18 protein-coding genes are annotated in these 23207 nt (G+C 67.3%); 11 read left to right on the top strand and 7 right to left on the bottom strand.

Features of this window, described 5'->3' with window-relative positions; genetic code table 11:
• Nucleotides 1-28: 28 nt before the first annotated feature.
• The 4 genes from C8D03_RS16030 to fdxA all read right to left on the bottom strand — a co-directional run bounded on the left by C8D03_RS16030 (nucleotide 29) and on the right by fdxA (nucleotide 3636).
• A complete protein-coding gene (locus tag C8D03_RS16030) occupies nucleotides 29-1528 on the bottom strand; it encodes a M81 family metallopeptidase (protein WP_108047622.1) in 1500 nt (499 codons plus the stop codon).
• A gap of 135 nt (nucleotides 1529-1663) precedes the next feature.
• Nucleotides 1664-2452: a YggS family pyridoxal phosphate-dependent enzyme gene (locus C8D03_RS16025; RefSeq protein WP_108047621.1), complete on the bottom strand. Its 789-nt coding sequence runs from the start codon at nucleotides 2450-2452 to the stop codon at nucleotides 1664-1666.
• Between the two features lie 36 nt (nucleotides 2453-2488).
• Nucleotides 2489-3262: a ferredoxin--NADP reductase gene (locus C8D03_RS16020; RefSeq protein WP_108047619.1), complete on the bottom strand. Its 774-nt coding sequence runs from the start codon at nucleotides 3260-3262 to the stop codon at nucleotides 2489-2491.
• Between the two features lie 44 nt (nucleotides 3263-3306).
• Nucleotides 3307-3636: a ferredoxin FdxA gene (gene fdxA, locus C8D03_RS16015; protein ID WP_108047617.1), complete on the bottom strand. Its 330-nt coding sequence runs from the start codon at nucleotides 3634-3636 to the stop codon at nucleotides 3307-3309.
• Nucleotides 3637-3797: 161 nt separating this feature from the next.
• Between fdxA and pdxR the strand changes: the two genes are divergently transcribed.
• Complete coding sequence (gene pdxR, locus C8D03_RS16010; protein WP_108047615.1) at nucleotides 3798-5381, top strand: MocR-like pyridoxine biosynthesis transcription factor PdxR; 1584 nt, start codon at nucleotides 3798-3800, stop codon at nucleotides 5379-5381.
• 3 nt (nucleotides 5382-5384) lie between these two features.
• On the opposite strand, the gene C8D03_RS16005 is transcribed toward pdxR, so the two are convergent.
• Complete coding sequence (locus C8D03_RS16005) at nucleotides 5385-5759, bottom strand: cupin domain-containing protein (RefSeq protein WP_108047613.1); 375 nt, start codon at nucleotides 5757-5759, stop codon at nucleotides 5385-5387.
• Between the two features lie 236 nt (nucleotides 5760-5995).
• Here C8D03_RS16005 and C8D03_RS16000 point away from each other — a divergent pair, with 236 nt between their 5' ends.
• The 3 genes from C8D03_RS16000 to C8D03_RS15990 all read left to right on the top strand — a co-directional run bounded on the left by C8D03_RS16000 (nucleotide 5996) and on the right by C8D03_RS15990 (nucleotide 11211).
• Nucleotides 5996-7579, top strand: coding sequence for an ABC transporter substrate-binding protein (locus C8D03_RS16000; RefSeq protein WP_210203931.1), 1584 nt, complete (start codon nucleotides 5996-5998; stop codon nucleotides 7577-7579).
• A 135-nt stretch (nucleotides 7580-7714) separates the two neighbouring features.
• Nucleotides 7715-9745: a molybdopterin-containing oxidoreductase family protein gene (locus C8D03_RS15995; RefSeq protein WP_181301017.1), complete on the top strand. Its 2031-nt coding sequence runs from the start codon at nucleotides 7715-7717 to the stop codon at nucleotides 9743-9745.
• A 17-nt stretch (nucleotides 9746-9762) separates the two neighbouring features.
• A complete protein-coding gene (locus tag C8D03_RS15990; protein WP_108047609.1) occupies nucleotides 9763-11211 on the top strand; it encodes an amidase family protein in 1449 nt (482 codons plus the stop codon).
• 12 nt (nucleotides 11212-11223) lie between these two features.
• On the opposite strand, the gene C8D03_RS15985 is transcribed toward C8D03_RS15990, so the two are convergent.
• The gene (locus C8D03_RS15985; protein WP_108047607.1) at nucleotides 11224-12552 is read right to left on the bottom strand and encodes an NAD(P)/FAD-dependent oxidoreductase; all 1329 of its coding nucleotides are present in this window, start codon (nucleotides 12550-12552) and stop codon (nucleotides 11224-11226) included.
• A 325-nt stretch (nucleotides 12553-12877) separates the two neighbouring features.
• Here C8D03_RS15985 and C8D03_RS15980 point away from each other — a divergent pair, with 325 nt between their 5' ends.
• The 6 genes from C8D03_RS15980 to pepT all read left to right on the top strand — a co-directional run bounded on the left by C8D03_RS15980 (nucleotide 12878) and on the right by pepT (nucleotide 20291).
• Complete coding sequence (locus C8D03_RS15980) at nucleotides 12878-13729, top strand: VOC family protein (RefSeq protein WP_108047606.1); 852 nt, start codon at nucleotides 12878-12880, stop codon at nucleotides 13727-13729.
• A gap of 96 nt (nucleotides 13730-13825) precedes the next feature.
• Entirely contained in the window at nucleotides 13826-15433 is a 1608-nt protein-coding gene (locus C8D03_RS15975) for an ABC transporter substrate-binding protein (protein ID WP_108047604.1), read from the top strand.
• Between the two features lie 40 nt (nucleotides 15434-15473).
• Nucleotides 15474-16451, top strand: coding sequence for an ABC transporter permease (locus tag C8D03_RS15970; protein WP_108047602.1), 978 nt, complete (start codon nucleotides 15474-15476; stop codon nucleotides 16449-16451).
• A 3-nt stretch (nucleotides 16452-16454) separates the two neighbouring features.
• A complete protein-coding gene (locus C8D03_RS15965) occupies nucleotides 16455-17285 on the top strand; it encodes an ABC transporter permease (RefSeq protein WP_108047600.1) in 831 nt (276 codons plus the stop codon).
• Complete coding sequence (locus C8D03_RS15960; RefSeq protein ID WP_108047599.1) at nucleotides 17282-18904, top strand: ABC transporter ATP-binding protein; 1623 nt, start codon at nucleotides 17282-17284, stop codon at nucleotides 18902-18904. The genes C8D03_RS15965 and C8D03_RS15960 overlap by 4 nt, the downstream gene beginning before the upstream one ends.
• A gap of 142 nt (nucleotides 18905-19046) precedes the next feature.
• On the top strand, nucleotides 19047-20291 hold the full coding sequence (gene pepT, locus C8D03_RS15955) for a peptidase T (RefSeq protein ID WP_108047597.1): 1245 nt from the start codon (nucleotides 19047-19049) through the stop codon (nucleotides 20289-20291).
• On the opposite strand, the gene C8D03_RS15950 is transcribed toward pepT, so the two are convergent.
• Nucleotides 20272-20550: a hypothetical protein gene (locus C8D03_RS15950; RefSeq protein WP_108047595.1), complete on the bottom strand. Its 279-nt coding sequence runs from the start codon at nucleotides 20548-20550 to the stop codon at nucleotides 20272-20274. The genes pepT and C8D03_RS15950 overlap by 20 nt on opposite strands.
• 192 nt (nucleotides 20551-20742) lie before the next feature.
• Between C8D03_RS15950 and C8D03_RS15945 the strand changes: the two genes are divergently transcribed.
• The gene (locus C8D03_RS15945) at nucleotides 20743-23076 is read left to right on the top strand and encodes a putative bifunctional diguanylate cyclase/phosphodiesterase (protein ID WP_181301016.1); all 2334 of its coding nucleotides are present in this window, start codon (nucleotides 20743-20745) and stop codon (nucleotides 23074-23076) included.
• Nucleotides 23077-23207: the final 131 nt, after the last annotated feature.

Raw genomic sequence — 23207 nt, 5'->3', positions numbered from 1 at the left:
GATGAACTCCGAAAGGATAAGGAGACGGTCAGCCGAAGACGGGGCCGAGCGGCGCCGTGCGCAGCCCCGGCCGCAGATGCTTCCACGGCAGCACGGAGGGGTCGACCGGCATTGGGCCGGGCGCGGCGCAGACCAGGACGGCCTGCGCGATCGGCTCGAAATCGGCGCGGAAATGCACCGAGCTCTTGTTGACGAGGATGGCCTGTTCGGTCGGCTCGATGCCGACCTGCCGGTACATCTCCTGGTCGGCCATCTGCGCCTTGCGCGAGGCGACGACGATGCGCACCCCGCCGATGCGGAGTGCCGCGCAAGGCCCGAGATTCATCCGCGAGCCTCCGAAGAAGGGGCCGGGGGCGACGAAGCGTCCATCCGAAAGCTGCTCGATGATGAACTCGCCTTCGAGCGGAACATCGCCGGGGATGCCTGACTTCGCCCCCAGCGCCGCCTTGATCGTCGCGCCGATGCCGACCTTGTGCGCCTGAGCGGCAACCTCCGGATCGACGATCAGGCCGATCGCGGCACGCAACGCCCCGTTGCGCACCAGTGCCCGCGCCATCCCCATCGTGTCGGAATCGCCGCCCGCGCCCGGATTGTCCTGCGTGTCGGCGATCACGATCGGCTTCGTCGCGCCTTCGGCCAGCGCCATCGCCGCGCGCACGCCCTCGTCGGGCTGGAACACCTGGCCGTTGAACGCGGCCTCGCTCGCCATCACCCGAACCGTCACGACATCAGCCGCCCGGTCGGCATCGGCCTGCGTCGTGCCATAGGCCACGACGGTCGGCCCGCAATCGGCGAAGTCGGCAGCCGGAAATCCGGGCAGGAAGGAGAGCGTCGGCACGCTCTCGCCCTCGAGCGCGGCAAGCTCGCCATAGATCGTCCGGCACGGCTCCATCGCCGTCGCCTGCCAGGCGATCGGGATCAGATAGGGTATCTGGCGGAACGCCTTGGCGTCACGCCTCGTCGTGCCAATCAGCGCGGCGAGATAGGTCGTGGCGCGGCTCCCGGTCAGCGCCATGTCGACATGCGGATAGGTGCGGTAGGCGACGAGCGCGTCAGCGCTGTCGACCATGAGCTGGGTGACGTTGCCGTGCAGGTCGAGGCTCGCGACCAATGGTACATCGGGCCCGATCGCGGCGCGCACGCGGCGCAGCGTCTCGCCCTCGCCATCCGGGAAACCCTCCGCGACCATGGCACCGTGCAGGTCGAGATAGACGCCGTCGAGCGGCAGCGCGGCGCTGATCGACTCGACCAGCTCGCCCAGCAGCGTTTCGAACGCCTCGGCCGTGACATGAGCGGAGGGGCTCGCCGCGCACCACAGCGTCGGCACCATCTCCCAGCCCAGCCCACGTGCCGTCTCGACGAAACCCGACGCGCCGACATTGACGTTGCGGACAGCGGCGAAGACGTCCTCGCCCCGCGCCAGCGCCGGCCAGCCACCGCCCTGGACGAACGCATCGAGCGGCGCCTTGCTCGGCGCGAAGGTGTTGGTCTCGTGCAGAAAACCGCCGAAGGCGATGCGTGGCGACATGAGGTGAAGGCTCCGGACGGATCGCAGGACGGCGGCAATGACGGCGCAGGTAATCATGCCGGCCGCGCCGCTCCAAGGGCCAAATCATGCCGATTGCCCAATCGCTGGGCAGCACCGCTCTAGGGGCCTGCGGTCTCACGTTCCCGGCAAAAGCCCCGGCCAGAAATGACCATCGGCCGTCGGGCGCTTGCCGAAGATCGCCTGCCCGACACGAACGACATCGGCGCCCTCCTCGATTGCGATCTCGAAATCGCCGGTCATGCCCATCGAGAGGCGGGTCATGCCGCAATCCGGATGCGTCTTCTGCAGCCGCTCCCTCACCCGGCGCAGGCGACGGAAGCAGGCGCGCACCTCCTCGGGACCGCCCTTGAGGATCGCCAGCGTCATCAGGCCTTGCGGCTTCAATGACGGAAAGCGGCCGAGTTCGCCGACGAAGGCCTCCGCCTCCTCGGGAGTTATGCCGTATTTGCTCTCTTCGCCGGAGGTGTTGACCTGCACGAAGACGTCGAGCGTACGCCCGGCTGCGATCAGATTTTCATGCAGCAGGCCCGCCAGCCGCAAGCTGTCCAGCGCCTGGAATTCCGATGCGAAGGAGACCATCGCCTTCGCCTTGTTGGTCTGGAGATGGCCGATCACGCTCCAGCTCACGCCGAGCCCGGCCAGCGCCTCGGCCTTGCCCTTCGCCTCCTGGACCTTGTTCTCGCCGAGCGTGGTCATGCCGATGCCGACGGCGAGCCGCACGACCTCGACCGGCACCGTCTTGCTGACCGGCAGCAGCCGGACCGCCGCGCGCGCCCGTCCGGCGCGGACACAGGCCAGCCCGATCCGCTCCTCGACGGCTGCGAGATTGTCGCGCAGCGTCCGCTCCGGATCGTTGCCGAAGCGGGCGAGGATGTCCGCGTCCAGATCGCCGGCCTGATCCATGGATGCCTCCCCTGCCGCCCGGAGCGATGCCTCCCGTCATTTTTCGACGAAGGCGCGTTCCACCACATAGCTCGCGGGCGTCGAGCTGCTGCCCTCGACGAAGCCGCGGCCTTCGAGCTGAACCTTCATATCGGCGAGCATGGCCGGGCTGCCGCACAGCATCACCCGGTCGTGGGCTGCATCGACGACCGGCAGACCGAGCGAGGCGAACCAGTCATCCGAGGCGAACAGCTCCGTCACCCGGCCGCGGTTGGGATAGTCCTCGCGCGTCACCGTGGGATGGTAGATCAACTGGGCGGCGACCAGCTCGCCGATCAGTTCATCGGCCGGGAGTTCCTTGCGGATGAAGTTCTCATAGGCCAGTTCCGACACCAGCCGGACGCCATGCACCAGAACGACCTTCTCGAAGCGCTCATAGGTCGACGGGTCGCGGATCAGGCTCATGAAGGGCGCGAGCCCCGTCCCGGTGGAGAGGAAATACAGGTTGCGGCCCGGCAGCAGATTGTCATGCAGCAGCGTCCCGGTCGCCTTGCGCCCGATCAGCACCTCGTCGCCGGGCACGATCTTCTGCAGCCGCGAGGTCAGCGGGCCGTTCTGCACCTTGATGCTGAGGAATTCGAGTTCGTCGTCATAGGGCGCGCAGGCCATGCTGTAGGCGCGCAGCAGCGGGCGCCCCTCGACCATCAGGCCGATCATCGCGAACTGGCCGGCCTCGAAGCGGAACGCGGGATTGCGGGTGGTGCGGAAGCTGAACAGCGTGTCGTTCCAGTGATGAACCGACAGGACCTTCTCGACATACTGATTGCTCATGCTCGCTTCTTCCGTCCAACCCGTTTCGGTCCGCGCTTCCGCGATCAGGGGCCTGCTGCGCCGAAGACCATCGCGGATTTGCCGGGGCGGCCGCGCCAATCGTCGGCATCGTCCGGAGGCCTTCCCTTCTCGGTGATGCGAGGCCACTCCTCTGCGAAGCGGGCGTTGAACGCAAGCCATCGCGTGCCTTCTTTGTCGTCATCGGGGCGGATCGCCTCTGCGGGACAGGCCGGTTCGCAGACGCCGCAATCGATGCATTCGTCGGGATGGATCACCAGCATCGCCTCGCCTTCGCGAAAACAATCGACCGGGCAGACGCTGACGCAATCCATGTACTGGCAGCGAATGCAGTTTTCCGTGACGACGTAAGGCATGCCTGCTCCGGGGCTGCGAGGTCGAGCGCAGCCGCACAAAACCGCAGGCGAGTGGTTTTCAGAAGAGCCAGTTGCAAGGTTGCCTTGCAGGCCACTTTCGGTGGCCGGCAGCTTGACATGGCATGGCGGTTGCTTGGAACTGTTCCAGGGGAGCCCGCCCGATGCGATCGCCGTCATCACATGCCGCGCCGTCCCGCGCCAAATGGTCGGACCTGTTCCATCTGACCCTGGATACTGCGAGCCCGCGGCCGATCTTCCAGCAGATCTACCTCGCCTTGCGTGAGGCGGTCGTCGCCAACACGCTGGCCCCCGGCAGCAAGCTGCCGTCCAGCCGCGACCTCGCCTTGCGCCTGAAGGTGTCGCGGACCTCCGTCGTCTCGGCCTATGACCAGCTTCTCGCCGAGGGCTATGTCGTCGGCCGCGAAGGCTCGGGCACCTATGTCTCCGACGATGTGCCCGCCGCCATCGTCACGCCGGCGCGGGTCGCCGGTGCCGACGGCACCGCGTCGCGCCAGGTCGTCTCCGTGGCGGGCGCCCGCTATGGCCGCTTCGCGGCGGAACTCGTTCCTCCCGGCAGCCTGCCCTTCGCCGCCGGCTGCTGCTCCGTCGATGCCAAGACGGTCGAGGCCTGGCGACGGATCGGTGCCGAGCAGATGCGCCAGTTCGATCCGATCAATCTGTCCTATGCCGACCCCAGCGGCGAGGCCCCGCTGCGCCAGGAGATCGCGGCCTATCTGCGTGCGGCGCGCGCCGTCCAGTGCGACGACGAGCAGGTCATCGTCCTCTCCGGCGCCCAGCAGGCCATCGACCTGTCGATCCGCACCCTGCTCGATCCGGGCGATCCGGTCTGGATCGAGGACCCCGGCTATGGCGCGACGCGCGAAGCGCTCTCCGCGGCAGGCGCCGGTCTCGTCCCCGTTCCCGTCGACGAGAACGGGCTCGATGTTGCGGCGGGCATCGCCGCCGCGAGCCAGGCCCGCGCCGTCTACATCACGCCCTCGCACCAATATCCGACCGGGGCGGTCATGAGCATGTCGCGCCGGCTGGAACTGCTGGCCTGGGCCTCCCAGACCGGGGCCTGGATCGTCGAAGACGATTACGACAGCGAATTCCGCTATGCTGGCCGCCCGCTTGCCTCCCTGCAAGGGCTCGATCGCGGCGGCTGCGTCGTTTATGTCGGTACGCTGAGCAAGGTCCTGTTCCCCGGCATCCGGCTTGGTTTCGCCGTCGTCCCCCACCATCTGATCGACGTTTTTCGCGGCGCCCGTTTCCTGAGCGACCGCTCACCGCCCACGCTCCAGCAGGCAATGACGGCGGAATTCATGCGGCAGGGCTTCCTTACCAGCCATATTCGGCGGATGCGCCAGCGCTACAAGGAGGCGCGCGACGTCGTCGTCGAGGCAATCGACCGGCATCTCGGCGATCTCGTCGACATCGAGGTGCCGGAATGTGGTATCCAGCTCGTGATCCATTTCCGCGATGACCTCTCGGACATTGCCGTCGCCGGTGCCGCGCGCCGTCAGGGCCTCATCGTCAAGCCGGTCAGCCCGCACTACATGGCAGCCCCGCGCCGGCAGGGACTCGTGCTCGGCTATTCCGGCTTCGACAATCACAAGCTGCGGGCCGCTGCCGCCGAACTCGGCCGCATCGCCCGCTCCGTCAGCGACGGCAAGCCCGTTGCAGCGACGCGCCCGGCGACGGAGTGCGGCGAGGCCGCGTCGTTGAAGGCTGAGCTGCGCAGCTAGGCGTCACACCCGCAGCCGCGTGACATAGTGCTTCAGCATGGTCTCGACGACCTCCCAGCGGCCGGTGAAGCCCGGCTCCATCACCAGCGCATCGCCGGCGCGGAGCGTCATCGGCTCGCCGCCCTCCGGCGTCACGACCACCACGCCCGAGATGACGTGGAAGAACTCCCAGTGCTCGAAGCGAAACGCGAACGCGCCCTCGGTCGATTCCCAGAGGCCCGACGAGGTCATGACTCCGTCCTCCTCGGCAAGATAATGGCGCCAGTTGCGGCATTGCGGATCGCCGCTGGCGACAGTGAAGCCGCGCGGCCGGACATAACCGTCGAGCGGCAGACCTGCGACGGCCGCCGGCACCCGCTGGAAAAATGGCTCGCCCATCGCGCTTCCCCTCGCCAGACGCCTGAGGCAACGATCTTCGGCCCGGACGGCGTGGCGAACAGGACCACTCTGACAGGCTGGACGAGGCCACTCCGGCAGCGGCGCGACGTGGTCATGCCGCAGTGCGAAAAGTGGTTCTTTCAAAGGCCTCCGATCACGGCGGACGCTGTGCTCGATCACCCGGCATCCAGTTGTGGTCGGCCGGGCAGGTTACGCGCAACCGTTGGGAGGCCTCCGTGATCAGCCGTCGTACAGCCCTGAAATTCGCCGCAGCTTCGCTGCTCCCCGCTCCGGCCCTGGCACAGACCGAGCGTTCCCGGACGCTCAAGCTAGTGCCGCAAGCCGCGCTCTCCGTCCTCGACCCGATCTGGACGACCGCCGCCGGCACCCAAAACCACGGCTATCACATCTTCGACACGCTCTACGGCCTCAACGCCAAGTTCGAGCCGCTGCCCCAGATGGCCGCTGGCCACACCACCTCGAGCGACGGGCTGGTCTGGGAGATCAGGCTGCGCGACGGGCTGAAATTCCATGACGGCGAGCCGGTCCGCGCGGTCGATTGCGTCGCCAGCCTGAAGCGCTGGGCGGCGCGCGACGCGCTCGGTCAGTTGCTCGCAGCCGCTGTCGACGAATGGCAGGTCAAGGACGACAAGACCTTCGCGATCAGGCTGAAGCAGCGCTTTCCGCTGATGCTCTATGCCCTCGCCAAGCCCGCCACCAGCGTGCCGTTCATCATGCCGGCGCGGATCGCCGCCACCGATCCGATGAAGCAGGTCACCGAGATGATCGGCTCCGGTCCCTATCGTTTCGTCGCGGACCAGTACATGGCCGGCCAGCGCGCAGTTTATGCGAAGTTCGACAGTTATGTGCCGCGCCAGGAGGCGCCCGAGCGCACGTCAGGCGGCAAGGTCGGTCATTTCGACCGCGTCGAATGGACGGCTATCCCCGATAGCGCGACGGCGCTCGCGGCCCTTCAGACCGGCGAGGTCGACTGGTGGGAGCAGGTGCTGCCCGACATGATCCCGGTACTCAAGAAGGACGCCAACATCAAGGTCGGCAATGGCGATCCCAATGGCTATGTCGGGCTGATCCGGTTCAACAGCTCGCAGGCGCCCTTCAACAACGCGAAGCTGCGTCTCGCCGTTCTCTCGGCGGTGAAGCAGATCGACTATATGGCCGCCGTCACCGACAATGATCCCAGCGCCTATACGCTGTGCAAATCCTTCCTGCCCTGCGGCACGCCCTATGGCATCACACCCGCGAAGAACCGCATTTCGGACAATCCCGACCTCGCCGCAGCCAGGGCGCTGGTCAAGGAATCCGGCTACAACGGCGAGAAGATCGTCGTCATCAATCCCGCCGACTTCCCGACCATCCGCCCGATGGGCCAGATCACTCATGAATTGCTGCGTTCGCTCGGGCTCAATTCAGAGCTGGTCGAGACCGATTGGGGCACGGTGCTGCAGCGTCGCGGCAACCGCGAATCCGTCGAGAAGGGCGGCTGGAGCATCTTCCACACCTGGTGGCAGGCAATCGGCATCACCACCCCGGCGACCAGCGGCTATGTCCGCGGCCAGGGCGCCGGCGGCTGGTTCGGCTGGTATGGCAACGCCTCGGTCGAGGATCTGACCAAGCAGTGGCTCGCCGCCGAGACAGAGGCCGAGCGCATCAGCCTCGCCGCCAGCATCCAGAACATCGTGGCCGAGGATGTGCCGGCCGTGCCGCTGGGCGTCTTCAACATCCGCACCGCCTACCGGGCCAACATCACCGGCGTCGTCGAAGGCTGCGCGCCCTTCCCCTGGAATGTCAGGCGCGTCTGACCACCCGAGGCGGCGGGCCAAAAGTGGCCCGCCCATTGCCTCCGAAGTGGTCGTTGAACCTGTTCCAATTCGCATTTGAGATGAACTTGCGCATGCCCGGAATATGTCCGGGCCATGCTGGATCGAGGATGCCCGATGAAGACCGTTCGTGTGGCCTGCGCCCATGACTGCCCCGACATGTGCTCCCTCATCGCCCATGTCGAAGGCGACAGGATCACAAGGATCTCGGGCGATCCGGACCAGCCCTTCACCGCCGGCTTCGCCTGCGCCAAGGTCAACCGAGACGCCGAACTCGTGCATTCGCCCGAGCGCCTGCAGACGCCGCTGCGCCGCAGCGGCCCGAAGGGTTCCGGTCAGTTCGAGGCCATCACCTGGGACGAGGCACTCGACGAGATCGCCGCGAAATGGCGGGCGATCATCGCGGAAACGGGGCCTCTCGCCCTGCTCGGCTACGCCTACAGCGCCCATCAGGGCCAGATGAACCGCCATATCGTCAATGGCCTGTTCTATGCCATGGGCACCAGCCGCCTTCAGGCCGGTACCGTCTGCGACAGCTGTTGCGAGACCGCCTGGGACCTGACGCTCGGCCCCGTCGGCGGCGCCGACCCTGAATCCGTCGTCGATTCCGATCTCGTCATCGCCTGGGGCTGCGACCTGATGGCGGTGAACGTCCATTTCTGGGCGAAACTCGAGGGCATCCGCAAGAAGGGCGTCCAGGTCGTCGTCATCGACCCCCGCCGCAGCCGCACGGCCGCGAGCGCCGACTGGCACCTGCCGATCCGCATCGGCACCGATGCCGCACTCGCGCTCGGCATCGTCCATATCCTCGTCCGCGACGGCCTCTGCGATCGCGCCTATCTTGCAGCGAACACGCTGGGCTTCGACCAGTGGGAGCGTGAGACCGTGCCGCGCTTCACGCCGGGCTACGTCTCGCAGGTCACGGGTCTGCCCATCGCCGACATCGAGAAGCTCGCCGCGATGTATGGCGCGGCGAAGCATGCCTTCATCCGCATCGGCGAGGGCATGACGCGCCTCGCCCGCGGCGGCCAGGCGCTGCGCGCCGTGGCGACGCTGCCCGCTGTCACCGGCGCCTATGGCCGCCGCGGCGGCGGCGCACTGCTGCTGACAGCGGGCTCGATGGACTTCAATTTCTCCGCCGTGCGCAAGCCGTCCGGCCCCGCCACGGCCCGGCTCGTCAACCAGAGCCTGCTCGGGCGCGACCTGCTCGAGTTGAACGATCCGCCGCTGCGCGCGCTCTTCATCGCCGCCAACAACCCGGCCGTGACCTGTCCCGAAGCCGGCAAGGTTCGCGAGGGCCTGTCGCGCGAAGACCTGTTCACGGTGGTCCACGACCCGTTCATGACCGATACGGCAGCGCTCGCCGACATCGTGCTGCCGGCGACGACCTATCTCGAGACCGAGGATTTCTACCGGGGTTACGGCAACTACTACATGCAGTATTCGCCCGCCGCCGTCGCGCCGCAGGGCGCGGCCTGGTCGAACTTCAAGCTGGCGCAGGAACTCGCCCGGCGCATGGGCGTGACCGATCCGATCTTCTCGAAGACCGAGAAGGAGATCCTGCCGGAGTTTTTCAAGGGCTCGACTGGCGCGGTCGCGGCTGTCGACCCTTCTAGCCTGTTCGATGGCGTGCCGGTCAAGGTCGCCCCGCCCGCCGGACAGAGCTTCGGCACGCCTTCCGGCAAGCTCGAAATCTATTCGCAGGCGCTCGCCGACCAGGGCGTCTCGCCGATGCCGGACTGGCAGCCAGACGAGCAGGAGGTGCAGGATGCCAAGATCTGGCCGCTGCGGCTTCTGACAGCCCCCTCCTATTTCCAGCCGCACACCGCCTTCTCGGGCGTCTCCTTCCTGCGCAAGCGCGAGGGCGAGCCCTTCTGCGTGCTGCACCCCGACGACGCCGCCCGCCGCGGATTGGAAACCGGCGCCAAGGTCCGGCTGTTCAACGACCGGGCTGCGATCGGCCTCGTCCTCAAGGTCGCGGAAGAAATCCAGCCCGGCGTCATCCTCGTTCTCGGCCAGCGACCCGGCACCGAGGCGGTCGACGGGACGGTCAACATGCTCTGCTCCGACCGCCTCACCGACATTGGCGAAGGCGCCTCCTACCAGAGCACCTTCCTCGATGTCGAAGCCTGGGAGAAACGGGTCTGAGACCGAGCGCGACACAGATGCAAGAGCTCGCAGCGCGGACGACCGCAGCCGGGCGGCTCGCCTCGCTCTCCGCCCATGACCTTGCGGAACTGGTCCGGACCAAGCGCGCCTCGCCGGTCGAGATCGTCGAGGACGTGCTCGCCAGCATCGCCTCCCTCGAACCCGGCCTCAACGCCTTCGTCGCGCTGGATGTCCGGGGAGCACGGACGGCGGCACGCAAGGCAGAAGCCGCCGTGATGCGCGGCGAAGCGCTCGGGCCGCTGCATGGCGTGCCCGTCACGATCAAGGACGTGCAGGCCGTCGCAGGCTTGCCGACGCGTCGGGGTTCGCGCCTCTCCGATGCCACGCCGGCGATCGACGACGCTCCTGCCGTCGCAAGGCTTCGCGCGGCCGGCGCCGTCATCCTCGGCAAGACCGCCACGACGGAGCAGGGCTGGACCGCCGTCAGTGAGAATCCGCTGACCGGCGCGACCCATAATCCGTGGAAACAGGGCCACACCGCCGGCGGCTCGTCGTCGGGCGCCGCCGCGCTTGCCGCAGCCGGCTGCGGCCCGCTGCATCTCGGCACCGATGGCGCCGGCTCTGTGCGCCTGCCGGCGCATTTCTGCGGCGTCGTCGGCTTCAAGCCGACCTTCGGGATGGTGCCCTATGTACCCGTACCCAACAACGGCGCGCTCTCGCATATCGGCCCGATCGCGCGCGACGCGGCCGACGCCGAGCTGATGCTGGAGGTGATGGCCGGTCCTCACCCCGCCGATCACACCACGCTGCCAGGCGGCTTCAGGCGCGATTCCGCGGGCCACGACCTCGCCGGCCTGCGGATCGCGTTTAGCCCCGATCTCGGCCATGCGCGCGTCGATCCCGAAATCGCCGCATCGGTCGCGGCCGCAGCCCGCGTCTTCGAGGCGTTGGGGGCGAGCGTCGAGCGCACGACGCCGGCCTGGGGCCCGCTCGGTCCCGACCTGATCCGCTCGCTTTGGGGGCCGCCGCTCCTGCCCTACTCGCCGGCCGATGGCGCCGCAGAAGCGGCGATGGATCCGGGCTTCGTCGCCTGCCTGCGCGAAACCGGCCAGACGTCCTGGCGCGACCTGCACGCCGCCCAGTCGCGCCGCCACGCCTATGCCGGGGCAGTCGGGCGCTGGTTCGCCGAAGGCTGGGACCTGTTGCTGACGCCGGCGGCCTCGGTCGCCGCTTTCCCGCATGGCCGGCAGGTGCCCGATCACTGGCCCGCCCACCCCTGGGACTGGCTGGTCTGGGCCGAGTTCTCCTACCCCTTCAACCTTTCGCATTGTCCCGCCGTCTCGGTGCCCTGCGGGCTGACGCCGGACGGGTTACCGATCGGCCTGCAGATCGTCGGGCCGCGCCTTGCCGATCCGCTGGTCATGCGGGCGGCGCGCGCCTTCCTGGAGGCCCGGCCCTTCGCGGCATGGGCCACAGCGGTGCGGGATCCGATGCTCGCGGTCTGACGATCGCGTCCGCTAGATTTCCTTGGCGTCCAGCGCCCGGTAGAGCGGCAGGGCCAGCGGCGCGATCCGGCGCAGAAGACCTTGCACCGGCTGCGCTTTCGGTTCGGAAAGCGGCAGGCCCAGTGTTCCCAGCGGCGTCCCTTGCGTCGCCTGCGCCAATTCGCGCCCGAGCGAGATCGAGAGCGCGACCGCCCGGCCGTTGCAGCCGACCCAGCCGAAGCCGTTGGGCCCGAGCTGGTGGATACGCGGGTAGCCCGGCACCTGCGGCTTCAGCACGTCGTCCGGCGTCATGCCGATATAACCCGACCAGACATAGTCGAAGGAGACCTCGCCGAGCTGCGGCCAGAGCCGCTTCAGCCGCTCGCCGACCGGCCCGCGCAGATTATCGCCACCCGCGCCCGGAAACACGGCAGCACCGCCCGTGACCAGCCGGTTGCGCGCATCCCAGCGCGCGAAATAGAGCTCGCGATGCGTGTCCGACAGCGCCTGCCGGCCGGGGATGATCGTCTTCGCAATGTTGTCGCTGATCGGCTTGGTCGCCATCTGCCAGGACAGAACCGGGATGACCTCCCCAGCGATCTCCGGCGCGAGGCCGCGCTCGAACTCTGCCGTATAGGCGTTCGTCGCCAGCACAAGCGCGCGCGCCGTCACCGAGCCCTTCGCCGTCCTGACCACCCAGCGGTCGCCCTCGCGCGACATGCTGGCGACAGGTGAGCGGGCATGGATCGTCGCGCCAAGCTTCAGCGCGACCTCGGCCAACCCGCGCGCCAGCGCCAGCGGGTTGATATGGCCGCCGGTCCGGTTCCAGAAGCCGCCGAACCACGCATCGGAACCGGTCATCCGTGCGGTCCCGGCCCTGTCGAGCAGTTCGACGGGCGCCCCGATCGCCGACCATTCGCGCACCCGCTTCTCGGCGATCTTGAACCGCCCCGGCGAATGCACAGGCTGGACCCAGCCCGCCTGCTCGGCCTCGGCCGGCACGTCATATTTACGCACGAGATCGAACAGATACTGCGCGCTGTCGCGCAGCACCGCATTGAAGCGCTCGCCGGCCTCGCCATGGCGCGCCGCCATCGCGGAGGGATCATGGCCGGCCAGCGTCGGGATCACCTGCCCGTTGTTGCGCCCCGATGCGCCCCAGCCGGGCTCGGCCGCCTCGACCACCACGACGTCGACACCGCTTTCGCGCAGATGGATCGCCGTCGACAGGCCGGTGAAGCCAGCCCCGATCACCACGACATCGGCCTTCACATCGCCCTCCAGCGCGCTCAGCGCGGGACCGGCCGGGGCCGTTGCCGCCCAGAGCGAGGGCGGCCAGGTGACGGAGGCTGAAGCGGACATACATTTTTCTTTCGAGATGGTGTTCAGCCGGCACACGGATGGGAAGGCCGTTCGGACGCATCCTTGCCGCCCTGTCCTGCCGAGGCAAGAGGGCGTTCTTTCACCCAGGAACGACGAGGAGATCGATCTTCCATACAATGCCCACCGAACGAATATGTTCTTCCAAAATACGCGATATATCATTCTCTGCTTGGAATTTTCATCCCCCAGCCGCTATGTGTGCAGTGCAGCAGGGGGCTGCCGCAGACGTCGAGACGGGTGGTTGCGCCACGCCGTCGCTTCGGATGAACTCGGCCCCCAACGGATTTCGCATCAAGGGGCCATCATGCCGCTCACGCACATTCTCGGCCTCGACCATGTCGTGGTGACCGTCCGCGATCTCGACGCCGCAGCAGCCCAATGGCAGCGTCTCGGCTTCACCGTTTCGCCGCGCGGCACCCATTCGCCGATCCTCGGAACCGGCAACTACACCATCATGTTCGGCGAGGATTACGTCGAACTGCTCGGCATCCTGACCGAGACTGAGCAAAACAAGCCGACGCGCGACTATCTCGCCAAGCGCGAGGGGCTGGAACGCGCCGCCTTCACCACGGACGATGCCGCGGCGGGCGCCGCCGAACTGAAGGGCCGCGGCCTCGCGGCACTCGGCCCGATCCATTTCAGCCGGCCCGTCGATTTGCCTGGCGGTGGCACCGGCGAGGCGAGCTTCAACGTCTTCCGCTGGCCGCTCGACCAGAACCCCGGCGGCCTGCGCATCTTCGCCTGCCAGCATCTGACGCGCGACACGGTCTGGATTCCCGAGTTGCAGAGCCATGCCAACGGCGTGCAGCGGATCGTCCGTCTCGAAGTCCTCAGCCCCGACCCGAAAGCCGCGGCCGAACATCTCGGCCGCCTGATCGACGAGCCCGTTCGCGCCGAGGGCGACGGCTGGCTGGTGCCGTCCGGCGGGAGGCGCGCCGATGTGCTGTTCTACGACGCAGCCGGTTTCGCACGTCGCTACACACAAGCCGTGCGTGACGGAGCGGCCTCCGAAGGCGCGGTCGCGCTCGTGCTGGCAAGCAACGATCTCGACGGCGCGAAGGCCGCGCTCGGCCTGCTGGCAACGGTCCATGACGGCGCGGTCAGCGTGGCGGCAAGCGCCGCCAACGGCATCGTCGTGAGCATCGTGCCGCAATAGAGCGCACGCCTGCTTTTTAGGCGACGCTCCCGTTGACGGGCGCCACCGCGGCCCGCATCGTTTCCCTTACGTGACCTCCGAACCGAGGATTTTTCCATGGACATGACCCGCCGCGCCGCGCTTCTGACCAGCGCCGCCATCGCCTCCAGCGTCGCCTTCCCGATGCGCTCGCTGTTCGCGCAGGAGACGCCGCGTAAGGGCGGTGTCTTCACGGTCCATTACGGCGCCGAGCAGCGCCAGCTCAACCCGAGCCTGCAGGCCTCGACCGGCGTCTACATCATCGGCGGCAAGATCCAGGAGCAGCTCGTCGATCTGGACGCAGCCGGCAACCCGGTCGGCGTGCTCGCCACGAGCTGGGAAGCGGCGCCCGACGGCAAGACCATCACCTTCAAGCTGCGCGACGGCGTGAAGTGGCATGACGGCAAGCCCTTCACCTCGGCGGACGTGCAGTTCACCGCGATGGAGATGTGGAAGAAGATCCTGAACTACGGCACCACGCTGCAGCTCTTCCTCACCGCCGTCGACACGCCCGATCCGCTGACCGCCGTGTTCCGCTATGAGCGCCCGATGCCGCTCGGCCTGCTGCTGCGGGCCCTGCCCGACCTCGGCTATGTCTCGCCGCGCCATCTCTACGAAGGCAAGGGCGACATCCGCCAGAACCCGGTCAACCTCGCCCCGGTCGGCACCGGCCCCTTCAAGTTCGTCACCTATGAGCGGGGCCAGCACGTCATCGCCGACCGCAACCCTGACTACTGGCGCCCGAATGCACCTCATCTTGACCGGATCGTCTGGCGCGTCGTCACCGACCGCGCCGCCGCCGCCGCCCAGATGGAAGCCGGCCAGATCCACTACAGCCCCTTCTCCGGCCTGACGATCTCGGACTCCGCCCGCCTCGGCAAGGATCCTCGCTTCATCGTCTCGACCAAGGGCAACGAGGGCAACGCCCGCACCAACACGGTCGAGTTCAACTTCCGCCGCAAGGAGCTTGCCGACATCCGGGTGCGCCGCGCCATCGCGCATGCGCTCGACATCCCCTTCTTCATCGAGAACTTCCTCGGCGACTTCGCCAAGCGCGGCACCGGCCCGGTCCCCTCGGTCTCGACAGATTTCTACCCGGCCGATAACGGCCCGCAATATCCGTTCGACAAGAAACTCGCCGCCAAGCTGCTCGACGAGGCCGGATTCAAGGCCGGCGCCGGCGGCACGCGCTTCTCCTTGCGCCTCCTGCCGGCCCCCTGGGGCGAGGACATCACGCTGTTTGCCACCTTCATCCAGCAGTCGCTGGCTGATGTCGGCATCAAGGTCGAGGTCGTCCGCACAGATGGCGGCGGCTTCCTGAAGCAGGTCTACGACGACCATGCCTTCGATCTCGCCACTGGCTGGCACCAGTATCGCAACGACCCCGCCGTCTCGACCACGGTCTGGTATCGCTCGGGCCAGCCCAAGGGCGCGCCCTGGACCAACCAGTGGGACTGGACCGACCCGACGATGGACAAGATCATCGACGATGCGGCCACCGAGGTCGACGTCGCCAAGCGCAAGGCGCTTTATGGCGATTTCGTGCGCCGCGCCAACACCGAGATTCCGATCTGGACCCCGATCGAGCAGATCTTCCTGACCGCGATCAGCGCCAAGGCGCGCAACCATTCCAACACGCCGCGCTGGGGATCGAGCTCCTGGCATGATCTGTGGTTGGCGGAGTGATCGCTTCGTCTTCCCGAACGGCCTGCTACAATCGGTCCCCATGCGTATCTTGACCCTTGCGGGGCGGCGTCTCGCCGCCTCGATCCCGACTCTCGTGCTGATCCTGATCGGGGTCTTCGTCCTGCTGCAATTCGCGCCGGGCGACACGGTCGATGCGCTGATGGCGCAGATGGGCGGCGGCGATGCCACGACGGCCCGTCAGCTCCGCCAGTATTACGGGCTCGACGTCTCAGCCTGGGCCCAGCTCGGCAATTATCTCTGGCGCCTGATCCGGCTCGATCTCGGCTTCTCGGCGATCTACGGCAAGCCGGTCGCAACCGTGATCGCCGAGCGCCTGCCGGCGACGATCCTGCTGATGACCGCCTCGCTCTCGCTGGCCTTCTTCTTCGGCCTGATCTTCGGCGTCATCGCCGCGCGCGGCGTCAATCGCTGGCCTGACACGCTGATCTCGACGCTCGGTCTCGTCTTCTATGCCATGCCGACCTTCTGGTTCGGGTTGATGGCGATCGTCGTCTTCTCGATCTACCTGCAATGGCTTCCGGCCGGCGGCTTCGAGGACATCACGGTCGGACTGACCGGCTGGCGCCGCACGCTCGACATCGCCAGCCACCTCGTTTTGCCGACACTGACGCTCGGCCTGTTCTACATGGCGATCTATCTGCGCATCATGCGCGGCTCGATGCTGGAGGTACTGACGCTCGACTTCGTCCGCACGGCCCGCGCCAAGGGCATGGACGAGACGCGTGTCGTCGTGCGCCATGTGCTGCGCAACGCACTTCTGCCGATGGTGACGCTGATCGGCCTGCAGGCCGGCACGATGCTCGGCGGCTCGGTTGTGGTGGAGAGCGTATTCTCGCTGCCGGGCCTTGGCCGGCTCGCCTATGAATCCGTGATCCAGCGCGACCTCAACACGCTGCTCGGCATCGTCTTCGTCTCGGCGCTGCTGGTCATCGTCGTCAACTTCATCGTCGACCTGCTCTATGCCCGGCTCGACCCGCGCATCACGACGGGGGGCTGAAGCGTGTCCTTCCTCAAGCTCTATTTCCGCAGCCCGCCGGCCGTAATCGGGCTCCTGTTGCTGATCCTTGTCCTCGCGATGGCTTTGAGCGCCGACTGGCTCTATCCCCGCGATCCGCTGGCGCTGGCCGGGCGCCCGCTGATCTGGCCGTTCGCCAATCCGCGTTTCCTGCTCGGCACCGACAATTCCGGCCGCGACATCGCCGCCCAGATCTTCCACGGAGCCCGCATCTCCTTGCTGATCGGCCTCGTGGCAACCGCCATCTCGGTGCTGATCGGCATCACCATCGGCGCCTTCGCCGGCTACTATGGCGACTGGGTCGACACTCTCCTGATGCGCGTCACCGAGGCCTTCCAGACCCTGCCAAATTTCATCCTGCTGCTGGTGCTGGTCGCCGTCTTCGGCTCGACGATCACGACCGTCACGGTCGCAATCGGCATCGTCTCCTGGCCGGCTTCGGCGCGATTGACGCGCGCCGAGTTCCTGTCGCTGCGCAGCCGCGAATTCGTCCAGGCCGGGCGCACGCTCGGGCTCCGGGACGTCAAGCTGATCTTCGGCGAGATCCTGCCCAACGCCCTGCCCCCCGTCATCGTCTATGCCAGCGTGGTGATGGCGATCGCGATCCTGCTGGAGAGCGCGCTCGCCTTCCTCAAGCTCTCCGATCCCAACGTCGCCTCCTGGGGCAATCTGATCGGCGCCGGCCGCGACGTGCTGCGGGTGCAATGGTATGTCTCAGCCATTCCTGGCGTCGCGATTCTCGTCACCGTGCTCGCCGTCTCGCTCGTCGGACAGGGCCTGAACGATGCCCTGAACCCGAGGCTGAAGGGCCGATGAGCGCGATCCTCACCCTCGACGCGGTCAGCGTCCGCCTGCCGAAGAACGCCGACCGGTCGCATGCGATGAGCGAGGTCTCGCTTGCCCTTGAGGCCAACGAGATTCTCTGCGTGGTGGGCGAATCCGGTTCGGGCAAGTCGATGACGGCCAATGCCGTGATGCGGCTGCTGCCGCCTGGCGTCGCCATTGATGGCGGGCGCATCCTGTTCCAGGACCGCGACCTCGCGACCATGACCGAGGCCGAGATGCGCAAGGTCAGAGGCGCCGGCATCGCCATGATCTTCCAGGAGCCGATGACGGCGCTGAACCCGCTGCTCACCATCGGCGACCAGATCGGCGAGATGTTCGAGTTGCATACCGATCTCGGCAAGGCGCAGATCAGGGGCAAGGTCCGGGCGCTGCTCGAAGAGGTCCGCATTCCCGACCCCGTCGCGGCTGCAAAGGCCTACCCGCACGAGCTCTCCGGCGGCCAGCGCCAGCGCGCCATGATCGCCATGGCGTTGGCGCTCGACCCGAAGGTACTGATCGCCGACGAGCCGACGACCGCGCTCGACGTCACCACCCAGGCGCAGATCCTCGAGCTGATCCGCGACCTGCAGAAGCGCAAGGGCACCGCCGTCCTGTTCATCACCCATGATTTCGGCGTCGTCGCCGAGATCGCCGACCGCGTCGCGGTGATGAGCCAGGGCCGCGTCGTCGAGCAGGGCACGGCGGAGGCCGTGCTCGGCAACCCGCAGCACGCCTACACGAAGCAATTGATCGCAGCCGTGCCGCCGCTCAAGGCGCCGCCGCCGCGCGAGCTCGCGACCGAGGCTATCCTCACCATCGAGCACGTCTCGAAGACCTACCGCACCGGCGGCTTCCTCGGCCGCGGCCAGCGCATCACCCATGCGGTCAAGGACGTCTCGCTCGTGCTGCCGAAAGGCGCGACGCTCGGCATCGTCGGCGAATCCGGCTCCGGCAAATCGACGCTGGCGCGCTGCCTCGTGCGCCTGATCGATCCCGAGAGCGGCGCCATCCGCATCGCCGGGACCGATCTCGCCAGCCTGACGCGTGCGGAATTGCGGGCCGAGACGCGCCATATCCAGATGGTCTTCCAGGACCCTTTCGCCTCGCTCAATCCGCGCCGCAAGGCCGGCGAGGCCGTCGCGCAGGGGTTGATCGTCCATGGCACGCCGCGCGCGCAGGCGCTGGCCCGCGCCCGCGAACTCTTCGCGCTGGTCGGGCTCGATCCGGCGGCGACCGACCGCTACCCGCACGAGTTCTCAGGCGGCCAACGCCAGCGCATCGGCCTGGCGCGGGCCCTCGCGCTGGAGCCGCGCGTGCTCGTCGCCGACGAGCCCGTCTCTGCGCTCGACGTCTCGGTGCAGGCGCAGGTGCTGAAGCTCCTGGCCGAGCTGCGCCAGCGGCTGGGCCTCTCGATCGTCTTCATCACCCATGACCTGCGCGTCGCGGCGCAGGTTTGCGATCTCGTCGCGGTGATGAAGAATGGCGAGGTCGTCGAGCACGGCCCGATCGGCGCGGTCTTCGAAAACCCGCAGCATGCCTATACTAGGGCGCTACTCGCCTCGATTCCCGGTCGCGAGTTCGGTATGCGGGAGCAGCCCCAGAGCGCCTGACGCAAGACGTCCGGCGCCGGCGATGCATCGGACCGAAAAGTGGAGTGCACTTTTCGGACAAATCCGATGCTGAAACCAAGAAGCGGGAGTGACGCCCTGCATCCGACAGGATGCGGGTCGATCCAGCGCCATCGGAGACGCCATGACCATTCGCGAGCAACTGATCGAACGCTTCTTCCGCTATGTCGCGGTGGAGAGTCAGAGCGATGCGAAAGCCACGGCGCTGCCGAGCACGCCGGGCCAGCAGCGCCTCGCCGATCTGCTCGCTGAGGAACTGCGCGGCCTCGGGCTTGAGAACATCGTCATCGACGAGCACGCAACCGTCACGGCGCTGAAGCGAGGCATGCACCCGGGAGCACCGAAGATCGGCTTCATCGCCCATCTCGACACGGTCGATTCCGGCCTGTCGCCGGTCATCAACCCGCAGCTCGTGCGCTTCGAGGGCGCGGATCTCTGCCTGAATGTACAGCAAGACATCTGGCTGCGCGTCGCCGAGCATCCCGAGATCCGGCACTGGGCCGGAGCGGACGTCATCTTCAGCGACGGCACCAGCGTGCTGGGCGCCGACAACAAGGCAGCGGTCGCCATCGTCATGACGCTGCTGGCGACATTGCGCCCCGAGGACGCCCATGGCGACATCCTCGTCGCCTTCGTCCCCGACGAGGAGATCGGCCTGCGCGGCGCCAAGGCGCTCGACCTCGCCCGCTTCGCCTGCGACTTCGCTTATACGATCGATAGCTGCGAACTCGGCGAGGTCGTGATCGAGAATTTCAATGCAGCCGCCGGCGAGCTCGTCTTCACCGGCGTCAGCGCCCACCCGATGTCAGCCAAGGGCGTCATTGTCAATCCGCTGCTGATGGCCCACGACTTCATCGCAGCCTTCGACCGCGTGGAGACGCCGGAGCGGACGGAGGGCCGCGAGGGCTATTTCTGGTTCAACGACATCATTGCCAACACCAGCCAGGCCCGCCTCAAGGTGATGATCCGCGAATTCGACAAGGAGCGCTTCGGGCAGCGCAAGCGGCACATTGGCGAGGTCGCGGAACGGATTGCGGCGCGCTACCCCACGGGCCGCGTCGAATGCACGGTCACGGATACCTACGGCAACATCTCCGACAGCCTCGGCGACGATCGCCAGGCGGTCGACCTGCTGCTATCGGCTATGGAAGCGTTGCAGATCGAACCGAAACTCATCCCAATGCGGGGCGGGACGGATGGCGCGGCGCTCTCGGCCAGGGGCCTGCCGACGCCTAACTTCTTCACCGGCGCCTATAATTTCCACTCGCGCTTCGAGTTCCTGCCGGTTCCGGCCTTCGAAAAATCCTTCGAGGTTGCACGCATGATCTGCAGGCTTGCAGCGGAATCGGTCAGGACAGATAGGGCCTGACATCGGTTCCGCCGCCCACGAATGCCTGTTCGAGCCCGGCCTCCGCGTAGCCGGGCATGAAAGCATCGCAAGAGGCGTCACGGACAGGCGCCCCGACCTGTCGAGGTTCGGCATGACGACGCAGCAGCACGGCTTTCAACGGGCATGCCCCGGCGCCGGCCATGCCCGAGGCCTCGCCGAGATCGAACAGGCAGGATGCACAGGGCAGGCCGGCAGCCCTGTCGATCGCAGCACCGACAAGGCCCGTCGAAAGAGTCATCAGTCGTCTCCGGCCATGAGGCCATGCAGCTCTGCACGAACACTGGCATGGCGACCCTGACCGGCGTGTTAATTCACTCGCATCAAACGCCGCAACGCAATCATCGGCGGCGAATTCCTGTCGATGGGCCTACAACAACATCTTAACGGTAAGCCGTCATCTTGCCGGGGACTTGGCCCGCAGGGATTGCCGATGCCCCCCAACACCTCCCCTCGTGTGATCGATCAGGGATTGCGCGACGAGGTCTATATTTCGCTGGTGCGTTCGCTTTATGCCGACCCCCGGACCCTGCTCATCGGGTCCAGCGGAACGGTCCTCGCGGCGTTCCTCAGCGCCGGCATGACGGGCCATCTCGCCTTCTATGTCTGCGCTGCGATCCTGCTGGGCCTGGCGCTGACCCGCGCCGCGGATGTGGCGCAGTTCAAGGCGGCCGGGCAACAGATGCGCGACCCCGGCGAGGCCGCCCGCTGGGAACAACGCTACACCATCTTCTCATCTGCTTATGTCTTCGTGCTGGGGCTGTGGTCGTTCCTGACCTTCGCCCTGCAGGCGGGCGCGCCGGTCCAGCTCCTCGCCTTTTCGATGACGCTCGCGAACATGATCGGCGTGGCGGGCCGCAACTATGGCAGCCGCATGCTGGTCGCGACTCAGTTGACCTGCGCCGGCGTGCCGCTGCTCGCCGGGCTGGTCCTCGCGGGCAACGCCCATTACGCGGTCGTGGCCTGCGTGCTCGCGCCGTTCCTGTTGAGCTTCAAGTCGATTGCCGACAAGCTGCGTGCGACGCTGACCACGGCCGTCGTCTCGGCCAAGCGCGAACGCCTGCTCGCGGCCCGTCTCGAGGCTGCCCTCGACAATATGGCGCATGGCCTGTGCATGTTCGGCGCCGGCGGCAGGCTCTCTCTGGTCAACCGCCGCCTGCCCGCGATCGTCGGCCTGCCTGCCGGCCTGGCCGAGCCCGGCCGCGGCGTCGGGCGCTTCCTCGTCCGGTGCCAGCGCGCCGGGCTGATCGGCCGCGCTCAGTTGCGTAGCCTCGTCCTGGCCGCACGCCTCGCCCTGCGCGATCACACCGAGGCTCGCCTCACCACGAGCCTGGCGGATGGCCGGATTCTCGAACTCACGTTCCGGACGTCCGGAACCACCGGCACCGTGGTCGTGATCGAGGACATCACCGAACAGCGCCTGCAGGAGGACACGATCCGCCAGCTCGCGCATTACGATCCCCTCACCGGCCTCCCGAACCGCAGCCTGCTGAAGACGCATCTGCAGACCCTGATGGCCAGGGCGAACCAGAGCTTCGCGATCCTGTTCATCGACCTCGATCACTTCAAGAAGGTCAACGATACGCTCGGCCACCCCTATGGCGATACCTTGCTGGTCGAGGTCGCGCGCCGCCTCAACACGCTGCTGGGGGCGGCCTCCCTCATCGCACGCCTGGGCGGCGACGAGTTCGTGGTGGTCATCCCGGACCTCACCGACCGCAAGCAGCTGGAACAGATCACCGGCCGTGTCAGCGCCAGCCTGGCCCAGCCCTACGAGGTCGACGGCAACGCCATCGTCAGCGGCGCCAGCATCGGTATCGCAATCAGCCCCGATGATGGCCGCGACCCCGACATCGTCATCCGCAATGCCGATCTCGCGCTCTACGCCGCCAAGTCCTCCGGCCGCGGCTGCGCGCGCTTTTACGACAGCAGCATGATCGAGGCCGCGCGGGCGCGCCGCATCGTCGAACTCGATCTTCGCGAGGCGCTGGCGAACGACCAATTCGAGATGTTCTACCAGCCGATCGTCGCCATCGGGTCGGGCAGGATCACGAGCTGCGAGGCCCTGTTGCGCTGGCGCCATCCCGAGAAGGGCATCGTCCCGCCCGGCGATTTCATCGGCATCGCCGAGGAGGTCGGCCTGATCACGCAGATCGGCCGCGCGGTGCTCGACAAGGCCTGCCGCGAGGCCATGCTCTGGCCCGACAGCGTCTCCGTCGCGGTCAACATCTCCGCGATCCATTTCCGCGGCGACGCCATCGTCAACGATGTCATCGTCGCTCTCGGCAGGTCGAAGCTGCCTCCGGCCCGCCTCGTCATCGAACTCACCGAATCGGCGCTGATGCATGACGACGCGCAGGCGCTGTCGACACTGACCAAGCTGCGCGACATCGGCGTGCGCATCGCGCTGGACGATTTCGGCACGGGCTATTCGAGCCTGAGCTATCTGCAGTCTTTCCCCCTGCACAAGATCAAGATCGACCGCTCTTTCGTGTCGGGCGGCCGCGAGACGCAGAAGGATCAGACGCTGTTGGTGGGGATCGCGCGGCTCTGCAAGGAACTCGGCCTGACCGTGGTCGCCGAGGGCGTGGAAACGGTCGAACAGCTCGACGGTCTCGCCAAGATGGGCGCGATCGACGAGGTTCAGGGCTATCTGCTCGCCCGCCCCCAGGCCACCCCGCTTGTCCGCGACCTGATCGCCGCCTTTGCGGCGCGCTCGCTGACGGCGACGGTCGAGCGCATGCCGCTGCGCCGGCGCGCGCCCTGAACGGCGCCCTCGCGGGCGCGCCGTAGACACTCGGCCGGCGCCGGTCATCTCTCTGTCGCATCCTGCCAGGAGATGCCGCGAATACGCCGCGGCAGTCTGAATCTTGTGCAGAGCGCGGCTTGACGATTCAG

It is taken from the genome of Bosea sp. 124, from assembly GCF_003046175.1.
Classification (GTDB): domain Bacteria; phylum Pseudomonadota; class Alphaproteobacteria; order Rhizobiales; family Beijerinckiaceae; genus Allobosea.
Note: the sequence above shows the minus strand (reverse complement) of the source record. Positions and strands in the feature narration are given on the sequence as shown.